Source organism: Thioalkalivibrio sp. ALJ7 (genome assembly GCF_000376865.1).
Lineage (GTDB): Bacteria > Pseudomonadota > Gammaproteobacteria > Ectothiorhodospirales > Ectothiorhodospiraceae > Thioalkalivibrio.
The window spans coordinates 418,384-432,189 of sequence record NZ_AQXQ01000011.1 but is presented as its reverse complement, the minus strand read 5'-3'; the positions used below and the strand labels follow the sequence as shown (position 1 = coordinate 432,189).

The window sequence follows — 13,806 nt, the reverse complement described above, 5'->3', positions numbered from 1 at the left end:
TCAATCCTCGAGGTAGGTGTAGCCGGTCAGGCCTTGTTCCAGTTCCGCCAGCAGCCGCCCGGCCGCCTCGCCGCGCAGGCCGATGGCATCAATCTTGGCACGGAAGGCGCGGCGCAGGTCGTCCGGGGCAAAGTGCACGTAGCTCAACAGTTCGTCCACGGTGTCGCCGCGCTCGGGGTTCAGCAGGCGGTAGCCGCCATCCGCGGTCAGTTCGACATTCACGGTGTCGGTATCGCCGAACAGGTTGTGCAGATCCCCCAGGATCTCCTGGTAGGCCCCCACCAGGAAGATGCCGAGATAGTACGGCTCTCGGGCATCCCACGGGTGCAGCGCCAACGTGGTATGTGTGCCCTCGCGCTCCACGTAATGTTCGATGTGTCCGTCGGAGTCGCAGGTCAGGTCCTGCAGCACGGCGCGGCGGGTCGGCGCTTCATCCAGGCGGTGCAACGGCATGATGGGAAAGATCTGATTGATCGCCCAGGTGTCCGGGATCGACTGAAACACGGAGAAGTTGCAGAAGACCTTGTCGGCCAGCTTGTCCGTCAATTCCGCATGGATCTCTGCCGGCAAGGCCTCCGGCTGGGCCAGCAGGCGCTGACAAAGCGCAAAGTAAATGGCCTCCGCGCGGGCACGGTCCGCCAACGACAACATCCCGCGGGCGAAACGCGCCTGCAGATCGGAAAGCCCGAACGCGGCATCGTGATAGATCTCCGAGGCCGGACGGTCATTGCCGTCCAGTAGCGCGCGCATGGCGGCGATCTCGGGCAGTTCATCCTCCGCCGCCGGCGGAACCTCGCCATCCCCAGGGGCCGGTTCGCAATCGATTACGTTGGTGATCAGCACCGCATGATGCGCAGTCAGGGCGCGCCCGGATTCGCTGAACACTTCGGGCATGGCCAGATCATGTTCTTCGCAGATGCGCTTGAGTGGGCGCAGGATATTGAGCGCGTACTCCTCTACCGAATAGTTGATGGAGCATTCGTTGCGCGAGCGCGAGCCTTCGTAGTCGATGCCCAGCCCGCCGCCCACATCCACCACCTTCAAGGCCGCACCGGCCCCGGTTAGCGCGGCGAAATAACTGGCCGCCTCGCCCATGCCGTTCTGGATGTCGCGGATGTTCGCGATCTGCGAGCCCATATGGAAGTGCAGCAGTTGCAGCCGATCCAGCCAGCCCAGCCCGCGCAGGCGCTCCAGAATCCCCAGCACATCGGCGGCGGAGAGGCCAAACTTGGCCTTCTCGCCGCCGGTGTTCTGCCACTTGCCCTTGCCGATGGAGGCCAGGCGTACGCGCAGCCCCAGTAGCGGCGCCACATCCATGCCCTCGGCCTGGCGAATCACCTCCTCCAGCTCGGAGGGCTTCTCAATCACGATGTAAACGCGGTGCCCGAGCTGACGCCCGATCAACGCCAGGCGCACGTATTCGCGGTCCTTGTAACCGTTGCAGATGATCGCCGAGCCCGGGCGCGATTGCGCAAGCACGGCGATCAGCTCCGGCTTGCTGCCGGCCTCCAGCCCCACCCGCGGCGTGAAGCCGTCCGCATCCGGCGAATCACCCGCCGCGAGGATCTGGTCCACCACACTGCGCTGCTGGTTGACCTTGATCGGATAGATCGCGGTGAAAAGCCCCTGGTAATCGAGTTCGCCCGCCGCGGCATCGAAGGCTTTCGCCAGACGCCGCACCCGTCCGTCGAGGACGTCCTGGAAGCGCACCAGCACGGGAGGGCCCACATGCTCCTCGCGCAACCGTCCTGCGAGCTCGAACAGATCCACGCCGGGATGATCCGGCCAGTCCGGGCGGCACATCGCCACGTGCCCGGCGTCATTCACCTGATAGAAACCGCCGTTCCAGTGGTCGATCCCATAAGTGGCGCGGGCTTCTTCCAGGTTCCAGGGCTTGGCAGACATGGCGAATCCGGGGTTTGGGTGAGCGCGGCACCCTCGTCATTGCGAGGCGTAAAGCGACGCGGCAATCTCCATCCAGGGCCCCAGGACCCCGACACGGGGCCCACTTTGGCAGATTGCTTCGTCGCCTACGGCTCCTCGCAATGACGAAGGACGCAGTTGCCCGCTGCGCGCGGGCCTTTATCATAGCGGCGCTATCATACCGCCCACCGAACGATTCCCACAGGGAGCCCGGCCCATGGCACTCGACAACACTTGGTTCAGCGAACCCCATATGGACATCGCGATGTCCCTGCAGATCACGCAGAAGCTGCACGAAGAACAGACGCCCTACCAGAAGATCGAGATCTACGAGACCAAGGCGTTCGGCAACCTGATGGTGATCGATGGCTGCGTAATGCTGACCGGCCGCGACAATTTCATCTACCACGAGATGATGTCGCACCCCGTGCTGTACTCGCACAGCGCCCCGAAAAACGTGGTGATTATCGGCGGTGGCGACTGCGGCACCCTGCGCGAAGTACTCAAGCACGACGAGGTCGAAAAGGCCGTCCAGGTGGACATCGACGAACGCGTCACGCGCCTGTCCGAGCAGTACTTCCCCGAGCTGTGCGATGCCAACGACGACCCGCGCGCCGAACTCTTGTTCGACGACGGCGTGCAATACCTGAAGGACGCCGCCCCCGGTTCCATCGACGTCATCATTGTCGACTCCACCGACCCGGTTGGCCCGGCCGAGGGCCTGTTCTCTACCGCTTTCTACAAGGATTGTGTGCGGGCCCTGGGTCCGGACGGCCTGCTGGTACAGCAAAGCGAATCGCCGCTGTTGCATACCGACCAGATCATCCGACCGATGCATGACAGCCTGCGCGCCGCCAACTTCATCGACGCCCTGACCATGCACTTCCCCCAGCCCACTTACCCCTCCGGCTGGTGGACCTGCACCATCGCCGCCAAGGATTGCCCGGTCAGCTTCCTGCGCGAAGAAGCGGCGGAGGAACTACCCTTCCTCACGCATTACTACAATGCCGCCATCCATCGCGCCGCCGGCGCAACCCCAGAGTTCTTCCGCCGCAAGCTCTTCGCCTGATCGCGCGCCAGCGCCGGGGCCATCCACGGAGATCGCCACGGCGCGGCGCGCCTCGCGATGACGGGCACCACAAACGCCGCAGGGTGCATTGAGCTCACGCAGAATGCACCCATCCGGGCGTTTGCTTGCTGGCAATTCGGACGCGCGCTACCATTGCTACATTTGTAGCAAAAGGAGCAGGCGATGAGTTTGCCCGTCCGCATTGATGAAACGCTCTACCAGCAGGCTCGCGCCCACGCGAAGGCCGAGCACCGAACCATCGCCGGCCAGATCGAGTTCTGGGCCGAGGTCGGGCGTACCGCCATGGACAACCCCGACCTGCCCATCGACTTCATCTGTGAACTCCTGATCGCGCGGGCCGAGGGCCGGGAGCTGGCCACGCCATTTACTCCCGAGGGCCAGCGCGACTGATGGCCCCCGAGAATTGAACGGCGTGGATGTCCTGCAAAGCACCCGATTCCGACGGGCTTACAAGCGCCTGCACCTCGCCCAGAAGGCCGACGTAGACGATGTGATCGCCGAGATCATCCGCGACCCCGAGCTGGGCACCAGCAAGAAAGGGGATCTGGCGGGGGTCATGGTTCACAGGTTCAAGTCACGCGGGCAACTGATGCTGCTCGCCTATGAGTACGATCCCCGCACGCGCCACCTGCTCCTGCTGGGCACACACGAGAATTTCTACCGGGATCTGAAACGCGATTCTTAACGCCCGCACGTGTGTCTGGCCGATGCAGTTCGCAGCGCTCAGCGCATCCTACGGGGCATGGGTGCCCGGCTACGTCTCCCTATGTCTGGCGGCCGGCCTTGAGGCGGTCGAGGCGCAGGCGTTCGCGGGTGTCGAACAGGCGGCGCGAGGCGAACCAGACGGCACCCAGGGTGCCAAAACCGGTCCCCGCGGCAATCAGGAACATGATCAGGATTTGGTACTTGACCGCCTCCACCGGCGGGGCGCCCGCAAGGATCTGACCGGTCATCATGCCGGGAAGACTGACGATGCCCGCAGCCGCCATCGCATTGATGGTCGGCATCAGACCGGAACGGGCGGCCTCGCGGCGCATGGTGGCCACGGCCTCGCTCCAGCCCGAGCCCAGCGCCAGGCGCGCCTCGATGGTTCGGCGCTCGCGCCAGACGGTTTGGGTCAGACGGTCCAGGCCGAGTGCGATACCCGTCATTGTGTTGCCTAGCAACATGCCCAGTAACGGGATCGCGTATTGCGGCTCCCACCAGGGTGTCGGCCCCACCATCGTCACCAGCGCCAGCACGGTTACGGCGAAGGCGGAGATGAACATGGTGACCGTGCCGATCCCGTATCCCCATAGCCCGACAAAACGCCGCTGCTGCCGGGCCATCACCTCGTAACCCGCTACCGCCAGCATCACCAGCGCCATCAGTGCCACCCAACCGAGCTGGGCATTATCAAACAGGGTCTGCAGGATCAGCCCAACCAGCAACAACTGAATGACTGTTCGCGCACCGGCGATCAGCAGGCTACGGCTGAGGCCCATACGGGCCCAGAACGTGAGCCCAGCCAGGGCGACCACGAGCAATGCCGCCAGCGAAAGATCCAGTGCAGAGAGCGAGATCAGGTCCATGCGGGGCTCTCCAGCTGACCCTCGTGGATGGTCAGGATGCGACCGCCCAAACGCTGACGCTGCAACGTGTCGTGGCTTACCCACAGCGCGGCGGCATCCTGTTCCGCCAGGTACCCGCGCACCGCCCGCTCGATGCGTTTTGTGTTTTCCAGGTCGAGGTTCGCGGTCGGTTCATCCAGCAGCAGCAAACGCGGTTGATTCAGAAGAGCCCGCACCAGGCCCAGGCGCTGCTTCTCGCCACTGGACAATCGCTCAACCTCCCAGCGCAGCGAGGCCTCCGGGAGCGCAACCTGGTCAAGCCAATGCAGGGCCTGCTCGCGCGAGAACTCAGCCGGGAGGTGCTCGTCGACGCACTCGCCCCACCAGGCAGTCTCGGCAGGGACATAGGCGACCCGTCGGCGCCACTGCACCGGCAGCATGTTGTCACGGGGCTCTCCCTGCAGACGAACCTCCCCTGCATTCGGATCAAGATCGGCCAGAGCCCGTAACAACAAGGACTTCCCGGAACCGGAGGCACCCGTCACCTGCGCGAGCTCGCCGGGTTGCAGCGCAAGGTCCAGGGGGCCCAAGTGTTCGGTCTTCAGGGCATGCACATCGAGCAGGCGATCCATGCGAAACGGTTCCGTTGCAGCGATAACAAGATCGTAACCGAAGCCGGGGCCACGGGATGAATGGCCGGACCGGCAGGCGCTGCTTGCTGAGAGACGAGCGGTCGATTGGGTCGGTTGCCTCTGCCGATGCCGATCGTACGATCCGGCGCGGGCTGGGGCTTCGCGGGCGAGCCCGCTCCCACGCGTACAGAAACAAAAAAAGGGCGCCGGGGAGGCGCCCTAAAGGCCAACATCCAAGTCCTGGGAGACTGTCTTGTCGGCGTCGGAGGAGACTTTGTCGGGATCGAGCCGGCATGCGGCCCGATCCCGGTTTAAGGTTAACGAAGGATTATTGCTTCCCGGTGAATTCCGGGTAGGCCTCGAGACCGCATTCCGCGATATCGGCACCCACATCCTCGTCTTCTTCGCTCAGGCGAATACCCATCACCGCCTTGAGGATGGCCCAGACAATCAGGCTGGCCACGAAGACGAAGACGAAGATGGCGAGCAGACCGGCAATCTGACCGAAGAAGGTCGCATCCGGGTTGGACAGCAGCACCGCCATCACACCCCAGATACCGGCTGTGCCGTGAGCGGAGATCGCACCCACCGGGTCATCGATCTTCAGCTTGTCGAGGGCCACGATCGAGAAGACCACGATCACGCCACCAACGGCGCCGATGATCATCGCCAGGACCGGGCTGGGCATCATCGGCTCGGCCGTGATGGAAACCAGACCCGCGACCGCGCCGTTCAGGGCCATGGTCAGGTCGGCCTTGCCGAAGATCAGACGCGTGGTGATCAGCGCGGCGACCACACCACCGGCCGCGGCCAGGTTGGTGTTGGCGAACACGGCGGCCACAGCGTTGGCGGACTCAATGTCCGAAACCTTCAGCTCGGAACCACCGTTGAAGCCAAACCAACCCAGCCACAGGATCAATACACCCAAGGTAGCCAGCGGCATGCTGGAGCCCGGGATCGCGTTGATCTGGCCGTCCTTGCCGTACTTGCCCTTACGAGCACCCAGCAGAAGGACACCCGCAAGTGCGGCAACCGCACCGGTGAAGTGGACGATGCCGGAACCGGCGTAGTCCAGGTAGCCGATCTGATCCAGGATACCGCCACCCCAGCTCCAGAAGCCCTGGATCGGGTAGATGAAGCCGGTCAGGATGACCGCGAAGGCCAGGAAAGCCCACAGCTTCATGCGTTCGGCCACGGCACCGGAGACGATGGACATCGCCGTTGCCACGAACACCACCTGGAAGAAGAAGTCGGCACGATCGGAGTAGTAGATGTCGCCACCGCTACCCAGCACGTCCGCGACCGCGTTATCACCCGAGATCAGGAACCCAAGGCCCGGGATAATAGAGCTCAGGCCATCGCTGTACATGATGTTATAGCCGATCAGCATGTACATGATGCTCGCGATCGAATACAGGGCAATATTCTTGGTTGCAATTTCGGCCACACTCTTGGTGCGAACCATACCGGCCTCGAGCATGGTAAAGCCCGCGGCCATCCACATCACCAGTGCGCCGGCCACCAAAAAGTAAAAGGTGTCCATTGCATAGGCGAGTTCGACAACTTGCTGTTCAATTTCCATGATTGAAATTCCTCATTCGCTGGAAGGCAAAGGTTTAAAGCGCTTCCGGTCCGGTCTCGCCCGTGCGAATGCGCACGACCTGCTCCACCGGCGTAATAAAGATCTTGCCGTCGCCGATCTTGCCCGTACTGGCAGACTTTGAAATCGCCTCGACCACCTGATCGACCAGGTCTTCGTCGACAGCCACTTCAAGCTTCACCTTGGGCAAGAAATCGACCACATATTCGGCACCGCGATACAACTCTGTATGACCGCGCTGGCGACCAAAACCCTTTACTTCGGTCATGGTCATTCCCTGTACGCCGATCTCCGAGATCGCCTCGCGAACATCATCAAGCTTGAACGGCTTGATCACGGCGGTAATCATCTTCATGTCAGACTCCTATGGGCAGGCCCGCCACCATGCGGGCCCGCCATTTCATTTAAGTAGTGGGTCCAGGGTTTAGAACGTCTTGGACCAGCCCACCCAGGCACCCAGGTCCTCGTCGGACTCATCGACGTATTCGAGGTTAAAGCTGAACTCGCCCCAGTCGCCCGCATCACGGGTAAGGCTCGCGGTGTAGTGGGTGTAGTTATCCAGGCTGGAATCGTCGAACTTGGTACGGCCCACCATGAACCCAGCGCTGTAGACATCCATGAACGGGATGTCCAGACCGGCGTAGAAGTACATATCGTCGTCTTCGAGAGCGGAATCATCACTGTCGTTGACGACATAAGCCATACCGCCGTAGAGGCCGACCACCCCGGTATCAAAGCTGACTTCGCCGTAGATCTCGCCGAAGTCGGCGCTCAGGGAGTCACCATCACGGGCGTCCGGGTAGGCGTAGTAAATGTAACCCACGTCGTAGCCAAAGCCACTGTCGAACTCATCAGCGAAACCGAGATAGAGATCCATCTCGTAACTGGTGTCATCACCAAAGTCGACATTGGAAACCCAGGTCCCGGCGTAGAAGCCAGAGGCATGCTCGTAATCGATACCGCCCTGAATTGCAGCGCCATCATCCGTTTCGGAAAAACCGCGGAAGTAATAGTTGGAGACCGCGCCAATATTTACGGACAGTTCCGCGGCGGCGGTGGAGGTAAACGCGACGCCGCCAGTGGAACCCACGGTCAGGACAGCAGCAGCCAGCGCGGAACGGGTGAACTTCTTCATTTTGGTCTTCTCCCAGATTGGTCAATCAAGTGTCGCGTAGTCGACACCCGGTCCTTGCATGGGCTGTGCCAAGTACCAAAAGGGAGCAAAATCGGCTTTTAACAACACCTGTTGTGGCCGAACCACGGGGGGTTGCCTTCAAATGGTGCGCACTCAAAGTGCACACGCACCAAAAGCGTGCGCTTCGGCCATGTTGTGAACCATGTCCGGTGCGAGAGAAGGTTCAGGCATGCCCAGGGAGGCCTAGGGAGACGCTGATTTAATTGCACGTCCGCGCTCGAGTCGCTTTTGCGTGCGAACAAGGCGCGGTGACTGCCGTGCAGTCATTCTGCACAAGGGAACCGCAACGCCGTTCCCGCGCAAAAGCGGCCGAGCCCCTGCTTCCAATGGCTTGTGGGGTTGGTGCCCCCTGTTCCCCGATCCTGCGTTGCGCCGCTTGCGGGTAGAACCACTACCCGCTGCACGACGCGCCTTGTCTCGGAAAACAGGGGGCGCCAACGCGGACGTGCAATTAAATCAGCGTCTCCCTAGGGCGGAAGGAAACCGAAGGGGAACGAATGTGGTATGGAACGCAGCCGGGCAATACTGCCCTGGGTGGCAGATCGCCACGTCGCTTCGCGGCTCGCGATGACCCAATACGCGGTGTTTTCCGGAGCCTCAGCAGCCCGGGAAGGACGGTATTACGAAGAAAGGCTTCCGCGTTCGATCTCGATGCCGACCTCGCGGACCCCGGGGACCGCGCCGGGCTTGCCCAGCACAATGCGCACCCAGGGGGAAGCGAACTGGGTCATCAACGCCTCGGCGATCTCCTCGGCAAGCGATTCCAGCAGCGCATGAGGTTCGCGGGTAACGATGGCACGCACCACATTGGCGACGGCCTCGTAGTCGACGGTGTCGCCGATCTCCCCGGAGTGCGCGGCAATTCGGGTATCCGCCGCGAGTTCGATATCGAAGCGCAAGGGGCGCTGCAGCCGTTGCTCCCAGTCGTAGACGCCGACAACGGCGTTGATTTGGAGATCGCACAGATAGATTCGGTCCATGGGGTCAGCCGGCTCCGGAAGGTCGGCGCTTATCCTACTTTCTGGGCCGCACGAGGTACACCAAGTCGCTATTATGGGCACACGAAATCACGGCCCGAGTCCCGCATGAGCGACCCCTTTCACGAACTCCCCTGGCCCACCAATCCGGACGGCGAAGCGCGACGGATCGGGGTGGAGCTCGAGATGGCCGGGGTCTCTCTGGAAACCATGGCCGAGACCGTCCAGGCCGAGTTCGGTGGACACATCGATTCGGACAGCGCCTTCGTCTGCCACGTGCGCGACACCGAAGTTGGGGATTTCCAGCTGGAACTGGACGCCCGCGTGTTGAAGGACCGTGCCTATCGTGATCACCTGGCACGTCTGGGCATTGAGCTGGACGACCCCGACGAGGCCGCGCTGGACCGCTGGCTGGCCGACGCCGCGGGCCGCCTGGTCCCCCACGAGATCGTCGCCCCGCCCATCGCGGCAGCCGACCTGCCCCGCCTGGACCGGGTACGAGCCGCCCTGCAACAGGCCGGCGCGCTGGGCACCGAACGTTCCCTGTTGTACGCCTTTGGCCTGCAGATCAATATCGAAATCCACCGCACTGACGCCGAGTGGCTGCTGGCGATCCTGCGCAGTTTCCTGCTGATGGTGGAGGTTCTCACCGCGGCCGGAGCCATCGACCTGGCCCGACGGTTGTCCCCCTACATTCGGGCGTTTCCCGGCCCTTTTGTACGCTACGTGCTGGACCCGGATTTCCGGCCCGACCAGGCCGGCCTGATTGATGCCTACCTGGCGCACAACCCGACGCGCAACCGTCCCCTGGATCTGCTCCCATTGTTCGCACATCTGGACGCGGACCGCATCGACGCAGCGCCGGTGGAACACGAGCTGATCAAGCCGCGCCCCGCCTTCCACTACCGTCTGCCCAACTGCGAGATCGACGACCCGGAATGGAGTCTGGCGCGCCCGTTCAATGGCTGGGTGGAGGTGGAGCGTCTGGCGGCCGATCCGGAACGCCTGGAGCGTTTGTCACGCGAATACCTGGAACGCCCGGGCCAGGCCCTTGGCCGCTGGGCCGACGAATGGAGCCAACGCCTCCGTGACTGGTTCTGAACGCGCGACCAATACGAACGACCCACTCGCCCCTCGCCCCCGCCGCCCGGTGATCGCGATCACCGGGCCCGACCAAGGCGGGGGCCCGGCCTGGCTATTTACAGCACTGGCGGTCTGGCGGGCGGGCGGCCGCCCGTTACGGCTGCGTCCCGGCAAGCCACGCAGCCACTGTCACTTCGACGGCCTGGTGGTCGGTGGCGGGGCGGATGTCGATCCCGAGCTCTATGGCGAGACGCTGCCGGAGGGCCCGGACGCCGCGTCCATTCGCAAGGCGGAGCGACGGCTTTCGCAGCGCCTGATCGGCTACCTCTTCTACCCGGCGCTGTGGCTGCTGCGGCGGCTGTTCCAGTCCCACGGCGGCGTACTGGACACGGATCGCGACCGCCTGGAAAAGGCCCTGATCCATCGCGCCCTGGACGAGCACCGCCCCATCCTGGGTATCTGCCGCGGCATGCAGCTGATCAACGTGGTCCGGGGCGGCACCCTGCAGCGCGATCTGGCCGAGTTCTACGTGGAAACCCCTCAGGCGCGCAGCCTGCTACCGGTCAAACCGGTCGCGCTGGAACCCCGCAGCCGCCTCGCCGATATCCTCGGCGACTACACGCTGCACGTGAACGCGCTGCACAATCAGGCAGTGGACGACCTGGGCCGCGGGCTCCAGGTCGCGGGCCGCGAGACCACCGGCGTGGTCCAGGCGATCGAAGCCCACCACGACTGGTGCATCGGCGTGCAATGGCACCCCGAATACCTCCCGCAGAAGCGCCGCCACCAGCGCCTGTTCCACGCCCTCGTCCAGGCCGCCACCCAAAGGGACTGAAAACCCTTGTTCACCACGAAGTCCACGAAGGCACGAAGAAAGGCGGTTTCACAGGAAGTTTTGAAGAATGGAAGAAGGCTGATGCCACGGCCGCAAGCGACACGTTGATAGGGTGACTTGAGAAACGGTCACGCACCCGCCCCTTCACCCGCAAACTTTCCCTTCTTCCAGACTTACTATGAGTCGCCCTTGCCCTTCTTCGTGCCTTCGTGGGCTTCGTGGTGAAATTCGTATTTTCGAAGCGAGCCTCAGGTGGGATAGGGGACGGACAGGCCGCCGAGGCCGCAGTAGCCGTTGGGGACTTTGGCCAGGTATTGCTGGTGGTAGTCCTCGGCGAAATAGTACGCCGGGCCTTCGGCGATCTCGGTGGTGATGGTCCCGCGACCGGCCGCATCCAGCGCGGCCTGGAACCGTTGGCGGCTGGCCTCGGCGGCGGCCGTCTGGTCGGCGTCATTGGTGAAGATCGCAGAGCGGTACTGGGTGCCGACGTCGTTGCCCTGACGCATTCCCTGGGTCGGGTCGTGGCCCTCCCAGAAGGTGCGGAACAAGGCCTCTTGCGACACCTTCTCGGGATCGAACACAACGCGTACCAGCTCGGTGTGCCCGGTCTGCCCGCTGCAGACCTCGCGGTAGGTCGGATTCGGGGTGTAGCCGCCGCCATAGCCAACGCTGGTCGAGCACACCCCGTCCATCTGCCAGAACAACCGTTCCGCCCCCCAGAAACAGCCCATACCGAAGTGGATCACCTGCATACCCGCAGGGTACGGTGGCGCCAACGGCGTCCCCAGCACCAGGTGGCGGTCGGGCACCGGCATGGGCTCGTCACGCCCGTTCAGGGCCTGCTCGGGCGCGGGCATGCGTGGTTCTGAAAACGCAAACATGGCAGGGTCCTTCAGTCCGTCGGGGTAAGCCGGATCAACTCGCCCGGATTGTGGTCGGTGAGCACGTAGATCGCACCATCGTGTACGCGAACGTCACGGATACGGCGGCCAAGATCGGGGAGCAGATCGACCTCCTCGACCAACTCGCGGTCCTCGAACGTCAGCTTGCGCAGAGTCTGACCACGCAACCCGCCGACCAGAAGATCGCCATCCCAGTCGGCAAAGGCCGGATCACGCAGGATCGCCATGCCGGACGGGGCAATGGCCGGTGTCCAATAATGCAACGCGGATTCCATGCCTTCCTTCTCCGACTCGCCACTCCCGATCGAGCCGCCGGAATAGGCCCCGCCGTGAGAAATCACCGGCCACCCATAGTTCAGACCGCGCTCGATGATGTTCACCTCGTCACCGCCCCGCGGGCCGTGCTCGTTTTGCCAGAAGATTCCGGTCTCAGGGTCAATCACCATCCCCTGTGGATTACGCACACCGGTAACCCATATCTCAGGGTGAGCACCCTGCTCACCCACAAAGGGGTTGTCGTCCGGCACCGAGCCATCGTCATACAGGCGCACGATACTGCCAGCGTGGTCGTCCTTCTTCTGCGCTCGGTCCTGGTCGCCACGGTCACCGACGCTGACATACACATAGCCGTCCGCATCGAACACAATGCGCGACCCGAGGTGACGTCCGCCTCGCGCGACCGGCTCGGCGCTGAACAGGATCTCGACCTCCTCAAGGACCCCGTCGGCAAACTGCCCGCGCGCCAGTCGCGTGGTCTGGCCACCTTCGGCCTGGGCGGCGTAGGTAAAGTACAACCAGCGGTTGTCCTCAAACTCCGGATGCAGCACCAGATCCAGCAGCCCCCCCTGGTTCTGCGCGACCAGATCGTCGGGCAGGCCGGACACCAGGTCGCCACGCCCCTCGAAGTTCTCCGCATCCGGGAAATAGCGCAGTTGCCCCGGCCGCTCGCTGATCAAGGCCCCGCCATCCGGCAGAAAGGCGATTGCCCAGGGATGATTCAGCCCCTGATGCAGCACCTCGCCACGCAGCTCGCCGCCACCTGTGGAGAATTCCTCGGCCGCAATCCCCGTCGAGCCCCCGCAAGCCACCAACAGGCCGCCCAGCAAAGGGACCGCCAGCACCCGACCCGACATTCTCTTGTCTATGTTCATCGCTTTGCCTCCGCTACGTCCGTCCCCTTTGGTGGGGCAGGATCGGCGCAGGGTTCCCCGTCTGACACGACGGGCACCAATAGGTCGAACGTCCATGCTCACCCAACAAAGCTCGCTGGATGGGGACGCCACACGTCCGGCAGGGCTGGTCGATGCGTCCGTAAACGTACAGGTACTCGTTCGTCTCGGCCCGTTCGCGCGTGATGCGGGGCCCCGGCTTGAGGTTGCGGCGCAACAAGTGCGCCGCCTCGTGATAAATCGCCAGCAGGGCGGTATCCGAAATCGCCCCCACGGCCGTCAGCGGGTGCCATCCATGTATGAACAACACCTCGGATTTGTAGATATTGCCGATGCCCGCAGCCAGCGATTGATCCAGTAACACGTCCAGGATCGGGCGCGCCGCGTCAGCCCTGGCGCGCACCCGAGCGACCACGGCCTCGAGGTCGACCGCCGGATCTAGCAGATCGGGCCCGACACGGGCATCCAGCTGCGGCACATCCGCGGCCCCGGACACGTGCGGACGCCACTGCAACTCGCGGGGGTGAAAGCAGACCAGCACCCGATCCGCCAGGGTCAGGACAGCCCAGGCGCTGGGGTCCGGCTTGTGCCAGGCGGCGCCCAGGGCGTACTGGTGCCAGGTTCCGTACATACCGAGGTGAGTGCGCAGTTGCCAAAGCCGGCCATCCGCAGCCTGCAAATCCAGTAGCAGATGCTTGCCCCGGGCCTGCACGGCTCCGGCTTCCATCGCGCCGTGTTCGAGCAGTGGGTCCCCACGTCGGGCGCGGGTCGCGACCGCGCTCAGCGTCGCACCCTCCAGCATCGGGCGCAACGCGGCTGCCAGCTTGTGGATGGTATCGCCCTCGGGCAT

General features: G+C 63.6%; 15 protein-coding genes. 5 read left to right on the top strand and 10 right to left on the bottom strand.

What is annotated here, in order from left to right; translation table 11 throughout:
- On the bottom strand, nt 1-1,905 hold the full coding sequence (gene speA, locus D002_RS0108320; RefSeq protein ID WP_018141459.1) for a biosynthetic arginine decarboxylase: 1,905 nt from the start codon (nt 1,903-1,905) through the stop codon (nt 1-3).
- 235 nt (nt 1,906-2,140) lie between these two features.
- On the opposite strand from speA, the gene speE reads away from it, so the two are divergent.
- From speE to D002_RS0108305, 3 genes are all read left to right on the top strand, one after another.
- Entirely contained in the window at nt 2,141-2,992 is an 852-nt protein-coding gene (gene speE, locus D002_RS0108315) for a polyamine aminopropyltransferase (protein WP_018141458.1), read from the top strand.
- Nucleotides 2,993-3,175: 183 nt separating this feature from the next.
- Entirely contained in the window at nt 3,176-3,403 is a 228-nt protein-coding gene (locus D002_RS0108310) for a ParD-like family protein (RefSeq protein ID WP_012981615.1), read from the top strand.
- A 22-nt stretch (nt 3,404-3,425) separates the two neighbouring features.
- Nucleotides 3,426-3,698, top strand: a complete 273-nt coding sequence (locus D002_RS0108305) for a type II toxin-antitoxin system RelE/ParE family toxin (protein WP_018141457.1) — start codon at nt 3,426-3,428, stop codon at nt 3,696-3,698.
- Nucleotides 3,699-3,777: 79 nt separating this feature from the next.
- On the opposite strand, the gene D002_RS0108300 is transcribed toward D002_RS0108305, so the two are convergent.
- From D002_RS0108300 to folB, 6 genes are all read right to left on the bottom strand, one after another.
- Complete coding sequence (locus tag D002_RS0108300) at nt 3,778-4,584, bottom strand: ABC transporter permease (protein ID WP_018141456.1); 807 nt, start codon at nt 4,582-4,584, stop codon at nt 3,778-3,780.
- Complete coding sequence (locus D002_RS0108295; protein WP_018141455.1) at nt 4,575-5,195, bottom strand: ATP-binding cassette domain-containing protein; 621 nt, start codon at nt 5,193-5,195, stop codon at nt 4,575-4,577. The genes D002_RS0108300 and D002_RS0108295 overlap by 10 nt, the downstream gene beginning before the upstream one ends.
- Nucleotides 5,196-5,523: 328 nt before the next feature.
- Nucleotides 5,524-6,777, bottom strand: coding sequence for an ammonium transporter (locus tag D002_RS0108290; RefSeq protein WP_018141454.1), 1,254 nt, complete (start codon nt 6,775-6,777; stop codon nt 5,524-5,526).
- Between the two features lie 34 nt (nt 6,778-6,811).
- Nucleotides 6,812-7,150: a P-II family nitrogen regulator gene (gene glnK / locus D002_RS0108285; protein ID WP_018141453.1), complete on the bottom strand. Its 339-nt coding sequence runs from the start codon at nt 7,148-7,150 to the stop codon at nt 6,812-6,814.
- Between the two features lie 69 nt (nt 7,151-7,219).
- On the bottom strand, nt 7,220-7,930 hold the full coding sequence (locus D002_RS0108280; protein WP_018141452.1) for a TorF family putative porin: 711 nt from the start codon (nt 7,928-7,930) through the stop codon (nt 7,220-7,222).
- 680 nt (nt 7,931-8,610) lie between these two features.
- Nucleotides 8,611-8,970 (bottom strand): dihydroneopterin aldolase, encoded by a 360-nt coding sequence (gene folB / locus D002_RS0108275; RefSeq protein WP_018141451.1) that lies wholly within the window; start codon nt 8,968-8,970, stop codon nt 8,611-8,613.
- A gap of 105 nt (nt 8,971-9,075) precedes the next feature.
- Here folB and D002_RS0108270 point away from each other — a divergent pair, with 105 nt between their 5' ends.
- Both D002_RS0108270 and D002_RS0108265 read left to right on the top strand, forming a co-directional pair.
- Nucleotides 9,076-10,068 carry an amidoligase family protein gene (locus D002_RS0108270; RefSeq protein ID WP_018141450.1) on the top strand — a complete coding sequence of 331 codons (993 nt, stop codon included), beginning with the start codon at nt 9,076-9,078 and terminating at the stop codon, nt 10,066-10,068.
- A gap of 49 nt (nt 10,069-10,117) precedes the next feature.
- On the top strand, nt 10,118-10,885 hold the full coding sequence (locus D002_RS0108265) for a gamma-glutamyl-gamma-aminobutyrate hydrolase family protein (protein WP_026181613.1): 768 nt from the start codon (nt 10,118-10,120) through the stop codon (nt 10,883-10,885).
- 248 nt (nt 10,886-11,133) lie between these two features.
- Here D002_RS0108265 and msrA read toward each other — a convergent pair whose 3' ends face one another.
- Genes msrA through D002_RS0108250 form a run of 3 tightly spaced genes read right to left on the bottom strand, consistent with a single transcriptional unit; the run spans nt 11,134 to nt 13,806 of the window.
- The gene (msrA, locus tag D002_RS0108260) at nt 11,134-11,766 is read right to left on the bottom strand and encodes a peptide-methionine (S)-S-oxide reductase MsrA (RefSeq protein ID WP_018141448.1); all 633 of its coding nucleotides are present in this window, start codon (nt 11,764-11,766) and stop codon (nt 11,134-11,136) included.
- Between the two features lie 11 nt (nt 11,767-11,777).
- Entirely contained in the window at nt 11,778-12,932 is a 1,155-nt protein-coding gene (locus tag D002_RS0108255) for a PQQ-dependent sugar dehydrogenase (RefSeq protein ID WP_026181612.1), read from the bottom strand.
- A gap of 19 nt (nt 12,933-12,951) precedes the next feature.
- Entirely contained in the window at nt 12,952-13,806 is an 855-nt protein-coding gene (locus D002_RS0108250) for a DNA-formamidopyrimidine glycosylase family protein (protein WP_018141446.1), read from the bottom strand.

Bases quoted from the DNA above. Each gene is read 5' to 3' on its own strand.
- speA (WP_018141459.1), bottom strand. From the start codon at position 1,905: ATGTCTGCCAAGCCCTGGAACCTGGAAGAAGCCCGCGCCACTTATGGG.
- speE (WP_018141458.1), top strand. From the start codon at position 2,141: ATGGCACTCGACAACACTTGGTTCAGCGAACCCCATATGGACATCGCG.
- D002_RS0108310 (WP_012981615.1), top strand. From the start codon at position 3,176: ATGAGTTTGCCCGTCCGCATTGATGAAACGCTCTACCAGCAGGCTCGC.
- D002_RS0108300 (WP_018141456.1), bottom strand. From the start codon at position 4,584: ATGGACCTGATCTCGCTCTCTGCACTGGATCTTTCGCTGGCGGCATTG.
- D002_RS0108295 (WP_018141455.1), bottom strand. From the start codon at position 5,195: ATGGATCGCCTGCTCGATGTGCATGCCCTGAAGACCGAACACTTGGGC.
- D002_RS0108290 (WP_018141454.1), bottom strand. From the start codon at position 6,777: ATGGAAATTGAACAGCAAGTTGTCGAACTCGCCTATGCAATGGACACC.
- glnK (WP_018141453.1), bottom strand. From the start codon at position 7,150: ATGAAGATGATTACCGCCGTGATCAAGCCGTTCAAGCTTGATGATGTT.
- D002_RS0108280 (WP_018141452.1), bottom strand. From the start codon at position 7,930: ATGAAGAAGTTCACCCGTTCCGCGCTGGCTGCTGCTGTCCTGACCGTG.
- folB (WP_018141451.1), bottom strand. From the start codon at position 8,970: ATGGACCGAATCTATCTGTGCGATCTCCAAATCAACGCCGTTGTCGGC.
- D002_RS0108270 (WP_018141450.1), top strand. From the start codon at position 9,076: ATGAGCGACCCCTTTCACGAACTCCCCTGGCCCACCAATCCGGACGGC.
- msrA (WP_018141448.1), bottom strand. From the start codon at position 11,766: ATGTTTGCGTTTTCAGAACCACGCATGCCCGCGCCCGAGCAGGCCCTG.
- D002_RS0108250 (WP_018141446.1), bottom strand. From the start codon at position 13,806: ATGCCCGAGGGCGATACCATCCACAAGCTGGCAGCCGCGTTGCGCCCG.